1 protein-coding gene (only partly in view) is annotated in these 19,149 nt (G+C 70.9%); it reads right to left on the bottom strand.

The annotated features are described in order from the left end of the window. Positions 1-84 precede the first annotated feature (84 nt). A protein-coding gene (locus tag BLU81_RS22410) for a hypothetical protein (RefSeq protein ID WP_157751736.1) crosses the window boundary here: on the bottom strand, positions 85-19,149 show its 3' portion. 12,288 nt of this gene lie beyond the right edge of the window; 19,065 of the gene's 31,353 nt are visible here — the last part of the coding sequence; its start codon lies off the right edge, out of view — the gene reads right to left on this strand; it ends in the stop codon at positions 85-87.

Here is a 19,149-nt window from a genome sequence, read left to right as displayed (position 1 = left end):
CGGACACGTCGGAAAGTATTCGATCACATCAGCGACGCCGGACCGCTCGCTCGCGGCCCGGCCTTGCCCGTCCTTCACGCTTCCCTACCTTCCTGACCCACGCGGCGGCGCCGGCTCCTTGGACAGACGCACGAACTTGCCGTCCTGGACGCGCAGCCAGTTCTCCGGGTACCGGGAATCCGGCTTGAACCGCAGGCCACCGGTCGGGCCGTAGACCGTTCCGAGATAACCGAGTTCCCGCAGGCGCCGGATGAACCGCCGGGCCGGAGCGGTGGGTTCGTCATCCCGGTGACCCATGTCCCCGACCAGCAGAACCATCGGCTTGCGCTGATCACTTCCGGCCAACTGCGGGACGGTGTCGATCAGGATGTCGGCCACCTTGGTACCGCTCGCCGCGTTGGCGACCACGTCCAGATCGGGATCGCTGTCCCGGAGCAGGTTGCGGGTGTCGACCCAGAACGGCTTCGCCATGTCCCGGCCACCCCACGGGGTGACCCTGGTGCCGTCCATCTGGCCGTGCCGGTCGATCCGGGCGTACTTCTGGTGCCGTCCGCTGTTGATCTGCGGAATCTCGGTCTCGATCTGCGCGGTGGTGCGCGAGCCGTACGGCATACCGAAGCCGAAGGTGCGGCCGTTCCGATCGGTCAGCGTGACGGCCTCGTACGCCGGCGTTTCGGGCTGTTGTTCAGACTCTGGCTCGTTGTCGCTCTCCTGCTCGCTGTCGCTTTCCTCCTCGACGACGATGATCTCGTCTTCGGCGGCGGTGTCCACCGGCTCGGCGGCCTGCGGCGGCGGGTTGTAGTTGATCGATTGAGCCGGGGGTTCGTCCTGGTAGACGGGCGGGACCGGCGGCTGGGCCGACGGTGGGATCGCGGGCTGAGCTGCCGGGTGGGTTTCGGGCTCGTCGTCGTTTTCCTCGTCGCTGTCGCTGTCGGACGACTCGTCGTCGCTGCCGTCGCTGCCGTCGCTGCCGTCGCTGCCGTCGCTGTCGTCGGTCTCCTCGGCGGCGGGCTGGGGCAGCGGGTTGTAGTTGATCGACTGGGCGGGGGGTTCGTCCTGATGGACCGGTTGGGCCGCGGGCTCGTCGGTTTCGTCGTCGCTGTCGTCGCTGTCGGGCTCGCTGTCGGACGACTCGTCGTCGGTGTCGGTTTCGTCGGCGTCGGGCTGCGGCGGCGGGTTGTAGTTGATCGATTGAGCCGGGGGTTCGTCCTGGTAGACGGGCGGGACCGGCGGCTGGGCCGCTGGCTGAGCCACCGGTTGGGGTTCGGGCTCGCTTTCGCTTTCGCTGTCGTCCTCGGCGTCGGACTGCTCCGGCGTCGCCACCGGGGTCGGCTCGGGTGAGGTTTCCGGGGACGGGTCCGGGGTGGGGCGGTAGGCGGCGTCGTCGCGCCACGGGTAGTCCTGCTCCGTGGTGGTGTCGTCCGCCTCGACCGAGGGCATCATGACCGCCTCCGGTCCCTGGATCGCGTCGTCGCCGGGCGCGTCCCCGTACGCGCGGATCCGGCCGTTGTCGCTGAGCGCCGCACCGGTCTCGCTGAGCTTGAGCGCGGTCGACGGACCGAACACCTGGCCCTTGTGTCCCGCCGCGCGGAGGGCGTCGCCGATCTCCTGTACCGGCCCGGCGTCGAGGTCGGCGCCGGCCTGGGAGGTCCAGAGCACAAACGGCGTGTACTCGTTGACGCCGGGCATCGTGAACAGCCCGCCCTTGACCATGAGGTGGCCGAGTTGCGCGCGGGGGATCTCGATGACGCCGTCCTCGCGGTGCATCACCCGGATGCCCTGACCGGCCCGGGTGGGCGGCACGAACAGGGAGAAGTGCGGTTGCTGGCCGGCCCACGGCACCTGGAGCGTTCGGGGCTGTCCGGCGCCGAGACCGCCGGGATAGGACTGGTAGGACGGTGCCGCGGCGCCTCGGGAGATGAGCCGGAAACGCTGTGCCATGTCGTCGCCGATCGGGAAGCCGAAGGCGTTCACTCGGCCGCCGGCGTCGACATACTCCTTGACCCGCAGGTCGGCGAGCTTGAGGCCGTCGCGCCAGCGGACGGCCGGCAGTTCGGGCGCCGGGTCCGGCCGGGTCGCGTTCTGGTTGTCGGGCCGCGGACCGGTGACCGGAGTGGGCGCGAGCACCGGCAGGATGCCCGGCCCGGCCGGGTCGGTGGGCACGACGGTGCCAGCCGGGGGGAACGCGGTGTAGACGCCGCTGTGGTCGACGCCCAGCGTGCCGTGCACGAAGCCCATCGAGACCGTGTTGCTGCCGGCGGTGATGCCGCGCTTGTCACCCAGCTCGTGCAGGCGACGCCCGAACGCCGAGGCCGGGCCGTCCGGCCAGGGTTCGTTACCGATGTGGCAGACCACGCCGAGGTAGCCGCGGAACTTGTCCGGTGTGAACCTGGCCAGGTACCGGCCGTTGTTCAGCAGGTCGGTGAGGACGTCACCGTTCACGCCGAACCGGTCGGGGTTGCGGCCGTTGCGCATCTGGATCCAGAACGCGGCCTTCATGCCGTGCGTCAGGATGAGCGCGTCCCACTTCTCGTCCTTGCGGCGCAAGTCGTAATCGGGTGCCCCGGTGGAGCTCTCGCCGATGTGGCTCGTGTATTTCAGCGGGCCGCCCTGGACGGAGTTGTAGACGAACTGCCGGTCGAGGCCGGGGTCGGTATCCTTCGCGGGCAGGGATACCCCGGCGAGCTGCCGGTCGGCGTAGTACAGCGGGCGCATCTCGACGTCGCGCGGGTTCAGCGGCGTGGGTTGGTCGGTGCGGATCCAGCTCGGCGTGGTCAGCCGGCCGCGTTCGGTCATGTTCGCGCCGATCGCGGTGTGGATCGTCCGGTAGAAGCCATGCCGTCGCAGGTCGTCGCGCACGCTGTCGGCGACCAGGCCGGCGCTGTCCTCGGAGAATCCGGCCGGGAGGAGGACCAGGATCTCGCGGAGATTCGCGCCGGTTGCGGACGCGCTGGTGATCAGGTGGCCGTTGTCCTCAGCGGCCGCGTCGAGGAAAGCCTTGGACGCCAGTGCCAGCCGGCCCACATCGGTGGGCGCGAGCGTGATCTTGCGTTCCGAGTTGTTCTCGTCCCGTAGCGAGATGGTCTGGTTGTCGGCCGAGCCGAGGCGGATCACGGCGGGCAGGGCGCCGCCCCACGGCGTCTTCTCGCTGGAGGCGAAGCCGTACGGGTCCGCCCAGTGCTCCATGGACCAGCTACTCACCTCCTCCAGCCACTTGGTGTCCGCGTTGGTCGGCAGGATGTAGTGGTATTCGTCGGGTGTCGGGAAGAACGCGCCGACCGGTCCGGTGTAGGACTGCTTGCTGACCAGGGGCAGAGCCCGGGCCTCCTCGAACCGGATCTCGGCCATCCGCTGCGAGGGCCCGGCGACCGGCAGGACACCGACGGTCGCGGTGATCCGGACGTCGGAGCTGTCCACGCCCAGGGCGGTGGCGAAGTCGTAGCCGGTGGAACCGGACTCGTTGCGGGCGCCGGCCAGCGGCGAGGCGAGCTTGATCCCACCGGCCGGCTTCTGCGTGAGGGCGGACCGGACGGCCGGGTGCTCGGCGATGGTCTTGCCGAACACGTCGCCGTCGATCTCGACGCGGCGGCCGGCGTTCCCGGTGGCCGCCCAGATCCGGTGGCCGTCACCGGCCACACCGACCAGGAAGGCGCCGTCGGGTGACGTGGCCGAGGCGGAGCGGACAGCCGGCGCCACGTCGGCGGCGTCACCGGGCAACGGCAGCACGACACCGCGCCCGCCGGGCAGCACCTCGACGGTCAGGTCGGCGGCTCCGGGTCCGCGGACCATCTCGTAGTCGCCGGAGTCCAGGAAGAGGTAGCTGGCCGTCTTGTTCTTCGGCAGGTACACCTGCCCGGTCGGGTAGTAGACCTTGCGGTAACCGCTGGTAGCGATCATGCCGGTCAGCACGTCCGCAGCGACCTGCTTCGGGTCCGGTGCGCCCAGGGCGCCGACGATCACCAGCACGATCGGCCGGTTGAACGGCCCCGAGTCCATCTTTCGCCAGTCGGGATTCTTCTCCAGCTCGCGGGCCAGATCCTTCGGGTCGATCCGATCGGTGGTGCCGTCCCGGCGGGGGATCTCGATCTCCTGGCTCTGGTACGCGTTCCGGAGGTAGACGAAGAACGGGCGGCCACCCTCGCGCTTCGAATCCCGGGCCCACGGCGCAGGCCGGGCCTTCGCCTTGCCGTCCTTGGTCGAGTGCACCATGTCGAGCGCGTAGTAGCTGGTGTCGGCGGCGAACTGGCGTACCTTGTCCCGATCTTCGCTACGGGTGAGCAGCGAGATGCCGAAGACCTCACCGAGCGGGTCGAGGACCGGTCGGGCCTCGATCATCGTGGAGGACGGCGGCGTCGGGGGCTTACCCTGCAACGGATCCTGGAAGTCCGACGGGGTGTACAACGGCGGGTCGTACGCGGTCTCCTCGTCGAGCATCTCCAGACTCCCCCGGAGATCCGCCTCGCTGTCCACCTCCGGTGTGGCCTCGGGCTCGGGATCCGCCGAGATGTACTCGATGTCGTCGTCGGAGACCAGTGGGGACTCCGGGGCCAGACCAGCCGGTGCCGGGAAGAAATGGGCGAAGTCGCCGCCGAAGTCCAGCGCGAGCTTGCCGCCGGCGAACGACGGGGCGGTCTGCGGGGCGTACAGGTCACCCCGGTAGTCGTAGATCCGCTGGGCCGCCGCCATCAGGTCGTAGCCGAGGTTGCCCGGTGCGGTGTGCGAGCCGGGGAAGGCGGAGAGCAGCACCAGAGAGGTGTTCGGGCCGGCGCCCCGGACGTCGAGCAGGCCGGTGCCGTTGACCAGCTTGATGATGTCCCGGGCCCGGAGCGCCCGGCTGCCGCCGCCTTCGGTGGGCACGTACGCCTCGACACCGTCGGACTGGTCGAAGTGGACGACGAACGGCCGGCGGCCCTTGCCCGGCGCCCAGCCGGCCGTGTGCCGGGACGGGGTGCCGTCGCCGGCCGCGGCGTCGTAGATCTCGACCTTGCCGAGATCCTCCACCGGCCGGCTGCCGGCCCAGGCCACGACCTGGTCCCGGCTGGTCCGGCTCTCGGCGTAACTCACACCGAAGACACGGCCGGTGGAGTCGCGCAGCTCGACCGGCGCGAGGATCTCGCCCGACGAGGCCGGCGAAGCTTCTGGTGAGGCCTGCGAGGCCGCGGAGGACGGCGCGGGGACCGGGCCCGGCGGAGTGACCGGTGGAGTGACGGGCCGGGGTGGCGTGGGAACGGCCGTGCTGCCGTCGACCGGGACCGGCGCCAGGCCGGGATCGTCGTCCAGGTGGCCGTTCTCTTTCCAGACGACCGGCCCGGGCAGGCCGAGGACCTGGTTCCGCGCCGGGTCCAGACCCAGTCCCCGGGTGAAGTCACGTCCCAGGCCGGGCTGCTCCGCGGCCGAGTCCGGGGAGGCGAGCAGAACACGCAGGCGGGGGTCGTCGGCGAGGGCGCGGCGCAGTGCCGGGTGCTGTGCCACGATCCGGCCGAGGGCCGAGCCGGTCATCTCCAGCTTGCGGTTGCCGAAGGTCATCGTCCAGACCCGGTTGCCGTCACCGTTGACCGCGATGGCGAAGGGCGCGTCACCGCGGCCGGTGCCGGAGACCATGGCCAGCGGGACGAGGTCACCAGCGTACCGGTGCAGTGGCATCGCGATGCCCCGGCCTCCGGGCAGCTGACGCATGTCCAGGTCGGGCAGCCGGGGCTCGGCCAGCAGGTCGAACCGGCCGCCGCTCAGGCTCAGGCCGGAGCCGTGATCCGAGGGCACCAGCAAGGTCTGCACCGCGTCGCCGATGGGCGCGTAGATCGGTCGGTAGCCCTCCTCGAGCTGGCCGTCGTTGATCTCGGCGGCCTCCCGGGCGGTGATCCCGGCCGGTGAGCCGAGCACGACCAGCACGATCGGGGACGCCCACTCCGCGCTGTCGATCGCCCGGAGCCCGGTGTCCCGGTACAGGCTCGGCATCAGGCCGGCCGGCCGGACCTGCCGCGGAACCCCATCCGCCCCGGGGACCAGGAAGTCCTTGCCGTTCGCCGCGCGTTCCACGAAGACGGTGAGCGGCCTGCCGCCCGGGCGGTCCGAGTCGGCCGCCCAGGGCGCGACGGCGAGCCGGTGGTCCGGGCTGCCGTCGACGGCCTCGGTGAGCAGGAAGGTGTTCATCCCCCGGGCCCGCAGATCGGCGGCGAAGGCGGCGACCTCGAAGTGCCGTCCGGCGGTGACCGCCGAGTACCCGACGGTGGCGCCGTCCCGGTCGTTGAGCCGGCGGGACTCGAACGGGATGACGGCGGCTGCCGCACCGGTGGTGCTCGGCGGGGCCACCGGCGGCGGTGGTGCGGAGGAGGACGGCCGGGCGTCGAAGTCGGTCGTCACGCCGTTGTCGGTGAAGCGTCCACCGGCGATGCGGACCGGGCGTGCGTCGCCGGAGACGTCGAGACGCCCGCCGGCACGCCACCGGATGTCGCCGGGTACCGCCCAGACCGCGCGGATCTCCGGGTCGATCGGCAGAACGTCGGCCAGGTCCCGGCCGACGTTGCCGGGCAGGTCGGTACGGCCGGCGCGCGGGGAGAGGACGACGAAGCCGGTGTCCGGCTCGGTCGCCACGATCCGGTCGACCGTGGGGTGGGCGGCGAGCATCAGGCCGAGCTCGGTACCGGTCAACTCGACCGGGCGGCCCTGCGGCGGCTTGGCCCAAACCCGGGTGCCGTCGCCGTTCACCGCGATGCCGAAGTCCTTGCCGCCGCGCGGCCCGGTGTAGATCGTGGCGTCGGCGGTGACGTCGCCGGGCCGGCCGGTCGGCAGGACCAGACCACGGTTCCCGGGCATCTCCGCCACGTCGAAGTCGCGCAGCTGCGGCGGGCGGGCCAGGACGAAGGCGCCCTCGCTGAGGGTCAGGACGGTGCCGTGGGAGGGGCGTACGCCGACGCGGACCGTCACGTCGTTGCCGCGCGGGTAGAAGATCCGCCGGTAACCGCCGGTCTCGATCTGGCCCTCGAGGATCTGGCCGGCCTCGGCCTCGGTGAGCCCGCCGTTGGGGCCGAGCACCACCAGCACCAGTGGCCGGTTGAAGACGGAGGTGTCCAGGGACCGGAAGCCCGGGTCGCCGGAGAGGTGACGGGCCAGGTCGCGGGGCGCGATCGTCCGGGCCGTGCCGTCCGGCGAGCTGACCGAGAATCCGGTGCCGTCCGCCGACCGCTGCAGGAACACCGGGACCGGCCGGCCGGCCTCGCGCCGCGCGTCGGCGCCCCACGGCGAGCCGAGCATCTGCCGGTCGACCTGGCCGCCTCCCAGCGACGTCTCCAGGACGATGTGCCGCATGCCCGGGTCGCGGAGGTCACCGGCGAACGCGGTGACCTCCCGGGACAGATGCGGGTCGGTGACGGTGGAGAAGACGGCCGGGTTCCCGGCCGGGTCGTTGAGGTACCGCGACGGCGGTGTCGGTTCGACCCGGGTCTCCGGGAGGACGGTGTCGTCGCTCGCCGGGTCGGAGACCACGCTGGTCGCGGTCACGCTCTCGATCTCGATGTCGAACGCGGCCGGACGATAGCGCTGGAAGGAGCCGCCCTGCGGCAGCATCACAGCGGCGAAGGTGGCGAAGTCGGTCATCGCGTCCGGTGCGAACACCGGCGCCTCGTGGCCGGACTGCGCGTATGCGTACTGGGCGAAGTCGTTGGCGAGGCCGCCCTGGGAGCGGTCGAGGCCCTGGAGACCACCCCACAGCACGATCGCGGCGTCGGCGCCGTCCGGCCCGTCGAAGAGGCCCGCCTCGATCGACAGCCGGGCCAGGGCGGCCCCACTGACCTGCACCATCCGGCCACTCCGCAGCCGGATCACGGAGAAGCCGGAGCCGGAGCTGACCGCGTTCACGGTCCGGGGCGCCACGGTGAAGCCGGCCCATGGCGCCTGCACCCGGTCGAACGTGCCCGGATAGTACGGGTTCGGCACGTGGTAGATGCCGCTGTAGGTGTAGTCGGCGGCCCGGCGCATCAACCGGTCGGTCGGCACGTCGAGCGGGAAGAACACACCGACCGTGTCGCCGTAACGGTTACGCCGGGTATCGACGATGACGTCGTGGAACGACACGTTGTCGGCGATCGGCAGCCTCGGGTCGGGTGGGATCGACGGCCGGGCCCGATCGGTCCAGACGTCCTCGGCGGGGTCGATCGACCTGGCGGTCCGTGGTCCCTCGGCCGAGAATCCGACCCGTTTGCCGGGAGCGTCACCGAACCGGACGAAACGGCCCCCGTCGCCGACGGCGAGGTGCACCTGACCCTGCCCGACCGGGTTGGTGTAGGTCCGGGTGGTGGACGCGTACGTCTCGCCGCGATGGTTCTCCGCCAACCGGGACTGGAAGTCGAACGCGGCGCCGCCCTGCTCCTGAAGTGCGGCGACGTCGCAGGAGAGCAGGACGACCGGTGACCGGGCGCCGTTGCGGGCGTCCTGCAGTGCGGCGGTCTGCGCGGCGAGCCGGGCGAACTGGGTTCCGGTGAGGCTGACCTGGCTGCCGTCCTTGAGCCGGACCGCGAAGCCGTCCCGGTCGCCGTGCACGTCGAAATAGACCGGCCGGCCCGTCCACGGGGTCGGCTCGTCGGTGTGCTCCGAGCCGGGACCCTCCTCGAACCGGCGGTAGGTGCCCAGGTCGGTGTCGTCGACCGCGGCGGCGAACCGGGGCATGGCCGAGGTGTCGCCGTCGCGGCTGGGGAAACCGGTCCCGACCAGTTCACCCCGCGCGTTGACCAGCGGGATCGTCACCACGTCGTCGAGGTTCAGCTCGGCGGGCCGGGCCGGATCGTCCAGCCGGGCCACCTCGGCCTCGTGTGCCCGGTACGCCTCCCACCAGGCGTTCTCGGCGTCTTCGTAAGCCTGCTCGGCGGCGACCGGAGTGGCGGACGACGAGATGCCGTCCAGTGCCGCCGCCGCCGAGATCCAGTTCTTCTCCGCGCCGGCCACGGCGAGGGCGGAGGCGCGCTGGCCGGCGGGCACCTCCCGGCCGGTCCGGGCGGTGGCCGACGCGTCGTCCATCCGGATCACGTAGCCGCCCGGGACACGGATCTCGGTGCCGGACCGGTGCTTGCCGGCCTTGTCCTGCGACTGGGCGATGAACCGGAACTCGACGCCGTACTCCAGGGCGTGTGTCAGTTTGTTCTCGTCGTCGGTGCGCTCGGTGGACTTCAGGGTGGCCTTGGCCGCCTCGGTCTTACCCTCGTCCTTGACCACGTCGGCCGGGTCGGTGCGGTAGAGCTGCTGTTCCATGAAGGTGGTGCCGGAGACCGAGTTGAAGGTCTCCCGATCGCCGGCCTTGCTCGCGCCGCCGGGGTGGTTCGTTCCGGAGGTGACCATCGGGCCGTTCATCCGCAGGGTGAACGAGTGGCCGGCGGTCTGCTCGAATCCGGCGTTGCGGCTGCGCCCGGCCGAGCCGCCGATCGTCACGGTGGCGTCGGTGCGCAGAGTCTTCGGCTTGGCCACCAGCCGGGCGTCGAGGTAGAGGTCCCGGCCCAGTGCGGTCGGCATCGGCAGGTGCAGGGCGCCGCTCTGCATGGCCGGCAGCGCCTTGGCCTGGGTGACGGTCAGGGCGTTGCGGATGGCGGCACGGGTCTCCGCGTTGATCTCGGCGCCCGAGGCGGTCAGTGCCTGTGCGGCCGCCTCGTGCAGGTCGGGCAGCTTGACCAGGACGTCCTCGACCGCGAACCGTCCCGGCTCGGGCAGGCGGTCGAAGCCCTCGGCCTCGCGCCACACCCGCCGCGACGGGGCGGAAGTCTGCGCCACCGGGATCGTCGTGATCGGGTCGGACTCCGCGAGCGGCCGGCCCTCGGACGCCGACAGCGAGGTGATCTCGTGGATGTCCTGGACGGACACACCCTCGGGCGGCAGGCCCGGACCGGTGACGGTCAGGGTGAAACGAGTCTTGCCGCGGTACGTCGGCACCGGCCCGGAGACCGTCAGCGACTGTTCGAAGGTGCGTTCAGTGTCATCGGTCTGTTTGACGGTGCGCTCACCGAGGGCGGCGGTGCCGGTCAGACCGCCGCCGACGGTGGTGCTGATCGGTCCCTGACCGGTGGTTCTCGTGGCATCGCCGTCGGCTTTGCCGGCCTCGGTGCCCTGTCCCCGGACGCTGACGGTCACCGCACCCACGGTCCGGGAACGGGAGCTGGTGCCGGTGGTGCCGACGGTGCTGCGGTCGGTGACGGACAACTCGTCGACCAGGGTGATCCCCGCGAACCGGTGCTCCTGCATCGGCTCCGCGGTCAGCGTCACCTGGTAGGTGGAACCCCGGAACCGCCGTTCCATCCGGATCGTCTCGGTACGCCCACCGTTGAGCGCGCTGCCCAGGTGCAGGTTGGCGGCACCGATGAAGCTGCCGACGCTCAGACCCCGGACGTTGTCGTACGGGCTGTGGCCCAGTTCGACGGGGAGGATCGCGTGGGCCAGCTCTTCGTCCGACGCGTCGGCGAGCCGCCCGCGCAGACGCGGGATGCGACCGCTGAGGTCGACGTGGGTCGCGACGCCACCGATGCCGAGTGAGCGCTGTGGCCCCGGCCGGAACCGGGGCTGGGCCGCGTTCGCCGGAACGCCGGCCTCGGAAGCGTCCCGGTTCTGCTGTTCCTGCCGGTGCCGGACGAGGTCGCGTTCCTTCTGCTGGTGCTCGGTGAGGACGTCACGCTGCAGCCGCTGGACCTCGTGCAGACGGTGCGTGGTCTCCGTGTGCTCGGTGGCCAGCCGGTCGAGTTCGCGCTGGTGGCGGGTGGACTGCTCGGTGAACGCCCGGCCGACGAGATCGTCATCGATGTGTGCGGCGTACCCCTGAAGGTTGTTGGTCTCGGCCCGCTGACGCCGCAGCAGGGTGCCGGATTCCCGGGCCTGCGCCTCGGAGAGACGGGTGCGCTGCTCGTGGTGATCGGCACGCAGCGCCTCGGAACGCTCGGCGTGCTGCAGTTGCAGGCGCACGTCGGAGGTCTGGTGGTCACGGAGACGGTCGCGGTCCTGCAGTGCCTTCAACTCCGACGGGGTCATCCGCATGATGACCGCGCCGGGCAGGGTGAGACGCTGGCCGGCGCGTCTGGTCGGCGAGGCGGGCCAGAGCCGCAGCGGCATGTTGCTGTCGTGCCGGGCCTCGGCGACGATCTCGGCTTCCACGTCGACCTGCACCAGCAGCTCGCGTTCGGGGCGTCCGGTGATGCGCAGCTTCGAGACACCGGCGAGGCTCTGCTCCCGGACCTTGCCCCAGACACGGCGCCACGGCGTGACCGAGAGGGTGACGGCGACGCCGGGTGTGCCGGTGCTGGCGCCGTGATCGGCGCGGGGACCACGGGCGACGGCGGTGCCGGAGACCGAGGCGCTGAGTTCGATCGACCGGCCGTGTTTGGTCCGGCTCGACGAGCCGCTGGCGAAGGTCCGCTTGATCCGGGAGAACTCGGTCTCCTCCAGCACCGTCGGCCGGGTCGGTGTCAGGCGTACCCGGACGTCGGCGCTCGCGTCCTCGGCCCGGCGCCCGTGCCACAGGTTGCTGAGGGTAAGCGGCCGGCTGAAGATCTCGGCGTCGCCGGTGAGACGCTCGGGTGACAGTTCGTCGGCGACGACCGTGGAGATCCGGCCGTCCTCGAACGTGTAGATCGCGTCGTCGCCGGCCTCGTCGAGCGTCGCGATGACGGCGTCCTGCAACCGGTCGGCGCCGAGGAACGACTCCACCCGGCGGCCGTCCAGGTCGTGCGGGTAACCGCCGGTCATCATGGCGATCGGCAGCGGGTGCTCGATACGTTCGTGATCGCGTACCGCGGGACTGGGCCGCGGATCCGGACGGCGTACCGAGACCTTGTTCTCCGGGACCAGCATGCGGACGTCGAGCCGGCGGGTCCGCGGTGCCTGCCGCATCCCGCCGATGACGGCCGGCGTGCCCCGGCCGTACGAGCCGACCGAGAGCGAACGTCCGGTCTGGTTGGCCCGGACGTACGTCTGAGTGCTGACGGCGATGTCGAGGCGGCCGGCGAACTCACGGAGCGGCACCCCGGTGGGCTTGCCCTTCTCGTCGAGCGCCGGTCCGTGACTGCTCTCCGCGGACTGCCCGCCGGTGAGCCCGTTCTCGTCGGTGGCGCCCCAGGAGACGCCGGCCCGGGGACCGCCGAGCAGGGTGGAGGCGGCCCGGCCGATCGGACCGAGGACGCGGGCCTCCAGACTCAGCTCCACCGACCTGGTGGTGTCCGTGACGCCGGTGACGGTGGACTTGCTGCGCTTCTTGTCGGCCGTCTCGCTGGTACCCCGATCGATCACGTCACCGTCGGACAGGCCGTTCAGTGAGCCCTGGATCGTGACGACGGTGGTGTAGTCGAGGAACGTGCCCTTGCGGATGAGCGGGATCTTCAGGCCGGGGCCGACGATCCGGTTCGCCAGATGGCTCAGTTGATCGGGGGAGAGCTGGGTCCGCGTCTCCGTGTCCCGGGCCAGTGCCGCCTGCACCTCGGGGCTGAGCCCGCCGGCGAAGTCCGGATCGTCGAAGTGCCGCAGCAACTCGTCCGGGCTCGGCAGGCGGAAGCCGCTGGTACCGGGGGTGGAACGAACCGCGTCGGCGACGACGTCGTAGAGGCCGTCGTCGCCGAGCCGGGTGAGGTGGGCACCGTTGAACGAGTCGCCCCGTTCGATGCGAGACGGCGCGAAGTGGGTGCGGTCGCGGCCGGTGCGGCCGTGCCACCGTCCGGCGCGCTCCCGGGCCCGCGGGTCGAGGGCGGTGTCACGCACCCGGTCCCGGGTCGTCCACTGGAACGTCTCGACCAGGCCGGACAGCATGGCCGGCCGACGGCCCAGGACACGGACCTGTACGCCGTACTCACCCAGGTAGCGGACAGCCGGAGCGGTGGCCTTCACGGTCTGTTTGTCGCCGGTCTGCTCGACGATCGACTGCGTGAAGCCGCGCTCGCTGCTGCCGGACACCCGCGGGGCGATGACCAGGCTGAGCGGGGCGAGGTCGAGGCCACCGCCGACCATTCCCCAGACGTTCCAGAGACGCTTGGCGCCGTGAGTGCCGGTGCTCTCCCCGGACCGTGCTGAGGTGTCGACGTGCGAGGCTTCGTCGACACTCTCCACCTCGTCGAGGCGCCGGGCGACGAGGCGGACCTCGATCTGCTGGCTGCGTCCCGGGAAGTAGCGCCGCCAGCCCTTCTCGGCGGCTCGCGGCAGTGAACCCGAGCGGACCCAGCCGTCGTGCTGGTTGTCCGGATCGGTCACCACCATCTTCGTCAGGTTGCCGGAGAAGTTGGCCTCGCTGAACAACTGCTGGATCGCCCCGCGGCCGGGCGCGCCGACCCGGACCAGATCGCCCATGCCGTCCGCGATGAGCATCGCCTCGACCTGGTCGAAGAACGTCTCGTCCGTCGTGCCGGGGCGGCTACGGACACTCTCCACACCGAACTGTGCCGGGACCGGTGCGTGCAGCACCGTCCCGGCGCCGGCCGGGTCGGTCGCCGCGGGCTTCTTCAGCGCAGACGGTACGCCCAGCGAAACGGTTCCGATGGCTTCGACCGGACCGGACACCGGCTGCCCGGCCACCGTCAGTTCGGCCACGAACCGGATCGGCGCCTCGACCTCGGCCAGGTCGGCGACCTTGACCGTGGTGGTGGACGTGTACCTGCTCTTGTGCGCGATGGAATGGTCGACGCTGGGTGAGATCGGTATCGAACCGCCCAGCCCGACCATGAGACCAGGCGCGGCACTGACCGTCGCCTTCGGATCGAGTCGCCGGTCGCGGTTGTGCTTGAGCGAGTGGGCGACGGTCTCCTGGGTCTTGGAGCCGGCCTTGCCCGGGGTGTCGCGGAGCCGGTCGACGGTCATCGCGTCCCAGTTGATGGCGGCCTTCACCCGCATCTCGCCCGGCTGCCCGTCGACGACGACCGGGTAGGGGCGCCCGGCGCCGAGGAACTGGTCCACGTCGTCGACGGCGTCGTTCTGCGCCGTGCGGATGAGGTCGTCGGGTAGCCGGATGCTGAACGTCCGCAGCGCGGAATCCAGGGCGAGGTTCTTCGTGGCGAGCAGTTGCTCGGCGATACCGAGGGTGTGGCTGTCCCGGAGGTACGGCGGGAAGACCTCGAGGAGCGCGGTTGGCGAGGGCAGTGCCGCGTCGTCCCGCGTGGTGATCGCGACGCCGATCTCCTCCGCCGGGATCTCCACCGGCGGTGCGGGCTCCGGCTCCGGTTCCGCGGCGATCTCGGCCGGCCGGTGGCGATCGGTCAGCCGGTCGTTCGCGTCCTCGATGCGCCCGGCGGCCCGTTCATGAGCCCGGGCGGCCTCGGCCTCCTGATCCACGGCGTTCTCGACCGCGGAACGCGTGTCGCCGAGGCGGGCGGCCAGGGTCTCCGGTGTGCCGGCCAGTGGCCCGTTCCGGAACTCTCCGGCGAGTTCCGACGCCCGGTTGCGGGCCGCACGGGCGGCGGCCGCGGCGAAGTTGGACCGGGCGAACGCCTCGACCATGGTCCGGTGCAGCAGGGCGTGCTGTCCGGGCTGATCATCCGGGGTGGTGGTCAGATCCCGGTGGGCCTGCTGCGCGGTCCGGGCGGCCGCGGCGGCCTGGGCGGCGAAGCGGCGCCCGTCGGTCAGTACCCGGTCGAAGCTCTGCCGAGCCTCGGCGAGGGAGTCGAGGAGCACGGTGGTCCGCGCGGCCAGGTTCTGGGCCTGGACGGCGCTGTCCCGGAAGCCGTCGATCGTGCCGCGTTCGGCGCGCGCCTCGGCGAGCAGCCGGGTGACCGTCCGATCCGTGCGCGCCCGTGGATCGCCACCGGTCTCGGTGATGCCGGTTTGCACGTCCGCGCGCATCTCCGCGGCCGTCGTGACGAGATCGTCCGCGGTCTCCTGCCACTGCTGGGCGTTCTCGGCCAACGGGAGCACCCGGTCGAGGCTGTCGACGATCCGCCGCGCGTCCGGGGAGAACTCGTTCAGGTCGGCGACGGTCATGGCGGCGTGCTCGTCGATCACGCGGGCGAGGCCGTCCGGGTCCGGGGCGCCGAGCGGGGTGGCCGGGCTCAGCACCTGGCCGAGTTCGGTGACCGTCACCCCGGTGTCCGGACCGGCGACCATCGACAGCCACCGGGTGTCCCGGGAGACCGCGCCGACCACCGGCAGACCGGACTCGTCGTAGGTGTCCGGCTGCGAGACGACCACGTGGCCACTGGCACCGGCGAAGGCGGTGCCCCGCGGCGCGACGATCCGGGTGCCGGGCAGTTCCCTCGCCAGCCGGGCCGCGAAGCCGTCCCGGCTGTCCAGGGCGGTGTCAGAGGCGATCAGGACGATCGGCTGGCCGTGCCAGTCCGGGTTCGCCCGGATCATCCGGGCCAGTTGCTCCGGCCCGACCCGGTCGGCGCCGACGTGCAGGCTGGTGCTGTCGGCATGCGCGAAGACGTGGAACCGGTCCGGGTCGGCCGGGAACTTCGCGGCGATCCGTGCGGTGCCGGTGTCCTCCGGCCCGGCCAGCAGGATGCCGGCGCCGACCCGCACCGGCTGCGGCGCCGGCGCGTCGAGGCGCTGGCTGGCCTCACGCGCGGCCCGGGACGGCACCTGCACCGGGCGGCCCTGAGCGTCGAGCACCGAGGCGTCCACCGGACCCGGTGCGGGTGCAGCCTGCGGGATCGGTCCGGCGGTGTCCGATACGTCCTGGATGAGTTGCAGGTCGTGGTCGTTCAGGTACGGCGTGGTGCCGGTGGAAGGCAGGTGATGGGCGTCGTGGCCCATGACGCCGGGGCGGTTCTGGGTGTTGAAGAGGTGGTGGTCGGCGTGGTAGCCCTCTTTGGCGCCGAGGTAGTGCATGACTTCGTGGACGAGGACGGCGGGGTTGTCGTCGGGGTTCCAGCGGTGTTGGTGGGTGGTGTCGTCGGTGGTGATCTCGACCGGCGGTCGGCTGCCTGGTTTGTCCTGCCAGGTGGTCATGAGGTCGTCGGACCACGGGGTGGTCTGTACTGACAGTTGGATGTGGAGTTGTCGGCCGCCGGGCAGGGTGTGTTTGCCGTTGATCGCTTGGTCGAGGGTGTTCTGGACTGTCTCGGCGACCTGCTGGAGCTGTTCCGGGGTCAGTTGGTTGTCGCGTGAGGTGAGGTCGAGGGCGACGTCGAAGGAGCGGTGGTTCTTGCCGTCGGCGGTGAAGTCGCGGGTGGTGAAGTCGATGGTGGTGATTTCGCCGCGGAGTAGGTGGGTGCCGTCGACGATGGTGTCCTTGGACGGGTTGAACCGCTCGGTCCGCAACCGCTTCGGCTCGGCTGCCGCGAACGCCGCCTCGAACTCGGCACTGCGCCGCGGGCCCACGGCGGACGCCGGGCCCTCGACATCTCTGGTGACACCGGTGACCGGCGGCGCCGAGGAGGGGAGCCGCGGATTGTCGGTGAGCGCGGTGTTGGTGGCCCGGGCCAGGTCGTAGAGGGTCGCCGAACCCAGTTCCTTGTCGGCGGCGAGATCCTTGAGGATGAGCTTCTGGCTCTTCGGGCTGACCGGCTCGACACTCTTGAACGCCAGCCGGGTCAGGCCGTCGGCCTGGTTCGCGTCGATACCGGGATAGAACGTCTGGATGTAGTTCTGGACCTGCTTCTTCCAGGTCTCGGCGTCGGCGTGGCTCTGCGGAACGGCATCGGGACGGGTCGCGGTGTAGTTCTGCAGGAGCCGGTCGGCGCGGGTCTCCAGCGACACACTCGGGTCGAAGGCGCCGAACGCGACCGGGTCCATGCCCTGGAACAGGCGCTGCTGGGCGGCGGACTGGGCCAGCCCGCGGCCCTCCTTCGAGGTGTACTTCAGCTCGCCCTGCGGGTTGTCCTTCACTCCGAAGGTGATGTCGTTCTCCAGGCGGGCCCGTTCGACCCGGAGGAAGGTGTTGGGTTCGGGCATGTACACCGAACGCGGGTCGACGCCGGCCATCGCCTCACGAACGGCGCGGTCGCGCTGGTTGGCGCGGTCGGCGGCGGGCGGGGCCACGTCGAGGGTGTAGCCGCCGCTGATGATCTGGACGTTGTCGCGGCCGGTGATGGCGGTGTCGGCGTTGTTGAACAGCCCTGTCATCGAGGCGACGTCGGAGTCGCCGGTGTGCAGGAAGGTCGGCTGCCCGTCGGTGGCCAGGTCCTGCAGCATGCGCTCGGTCTGCGGGTGCCGGACCAGGGTCTCCCGGATCGCCGCGTACGGGATGGTGTCCTGGCCAGGTGAGTCGTTCGGCCCGATCCGGGAGTTGTTCCAGGAAAAGCCGATCACGGTCACCGGGAACGGTGGATTGAGCCCACGGACCTGGTTCACCGCGTTCTGGATGGCCGTGTCGGAGAAGCTCCGGCCGAAGCCGTTGACTCCGATGACCAGGCCGAATCGGCCGTCGGAAGTGCCAGGACGGAAGCCTTGGCCGTACGTGGTGATCAGGGCTCTGAGGTCGTCGTCCGGAGTCACCGGCACCGTGGCCAGGTAGGCCGGTTTGTCGGCGGTCGCCTCGTTGCGCGGGCCGAGCTGCCCGACGGTGACCGGGGTGCCGACCTGTTGCAGAGAATATGTACGGACAGCGTTCTGGAACGGACGACCGCCCCGGTTGCCCAGCATGTCACGCATCGACTGCGCCGAGGGCGCCTGCGACGGCGTGTGCGGACTCGCTTCCGGCGGCGTGAGCGACTTGTAGGTGACCCGTCCGTGCGAGTCGATCGTCCGTTCGACAGCCAGCCGGCCCAGCGGCTTGGCGCCCCGCACCGGGTACTGCTTCGGCGGGTCGTCGCTGCCGTCGTGGACGGTTAGTTCGATCTTGGTGCCGGTGGCGGCGGCCAGTTCCACCACGTCGTGCGCGGCGGCGATCCGGGCGATCTCGGCGGCGTCGAGCGGGCCGGTTCGCTGTTGACCCGCCGGGACCATCGGCGCGAGGACTGCCTTGACGAAGTGCCCGTTTTCGTACGGATTATCCTGCCGCATCTCGACCGCGGTCTCGAGCTGGATCTTGTCACGGCCGGCGGTGATCGTGTCGGCACGATGCATCGCCGGGTCGGTACCCGGCCGGAACGCGGCGATGGCCTGGTACAGCGAGTTCTGCTGCAGACCGAGGTTGCCGCGCCGGTCCATCACCGCCGCCGCCTCGAACTCCTGCTGGATGGTGCCGGAGTCGTTGGAGGTGGCGACCAGGTGCGCGGCGACCAGGCGCTGGCTGTCCGGGACCCCGACCGTTCGCGAAGGCTTCGCCGGATCCAGGTTCGGATCGACGGAGAAACCCTTCTTCCGCGGACCGCTGTCGCCGGGGTCGGTCACGGGCAGCGAGATGGTCCGGAGCAGCTGGTTGTGCGGCTGCGCGCCGAGCTGCTTGAGCTGCCGTTCCGAGAGCGACTGCTGCCACGCCCGGGAGTCGCTTGCGGGCGTGGTGAACGGTGCGGCGGGCGCCTTCTTCGGGTTCCGGAGTTCGGCTTTGTACTCCTTGAATCCGGTGCCTTCGGTGTTGAACAGTTGGCGGTTGACGGTGGTCGGGACGGCGTGGGATTGGGGTAGGAAGTTGCTGGCGGCGAAGTCGGCGGCGAGGCGGGACAGGTCGGTGGGGGTGGCGGCGCCGATGAAGTCGGTGAGGAAGGCCTGGTCCCGGTCCGGGTGCCGGTTGTTCTGCGAGTCGATCTGAACGTCGGTGGTGAGCACGTCGTCGTCCAGATCGGCAAGCGTCGGAACGCCGTGGGCGGCCGCCAGTTCCTGGCCGTACGTCTGGTGCAGGGTTTCGCTGAGCAGCAGGAATTCGGCGCCGGCGTCGCCGAAGCGGATGTTCGGTCGGCCGAGGGTGAGTAGGCCGTCGATGAAGAGGTTGGGTTCGGGTGAGTAGGGCAGCATGGGGTGGGTGGTGGCTTGCCGGTCGCGGGAGCGCATGTCTTCGTTGACGGCGGTGGTGAAGTCCTGGACGAACTGGTCTCGGCCTGCCGGGGTGGACAGTTTGTCGAGGCCTTTTTCGATCGCGCGGAGTTTCTGCTGATCGAGGTCGGGTTCGGTGGCCTTTTTCTCCAGTCGTTCCCGGGTGCGTTCGATCAGGTCGTCGGGGTCGCCGACGCGGTAGCCGCCGGAGATCATCATCGGGCGGGCGGGGGAATCAGCATCCCCACGGGTCTTTGTTTCCAGGTGGTCGAAGACGTGGGTGCCGTTTTCCAGTGTCCGGGCGCCTTTGTCGAAGTCCTGGATGGAGATGTAGGGGTAGGTGCCGTTGGCGGC

This window comes from Actinoplanes derwentensis (assembly GCF_900104725.1).
In the GTDB taxonomy this organism is placed as follows: Bacteria; Actinomycetota; Actinomycetes; order Mycobacteriales; family Micromonosporaceae; genus Actinoplanes; species Actinoplanes derwentensis.
This window is presented reverse-complemented; position numbering and strand designations above follow the sequence as displayed.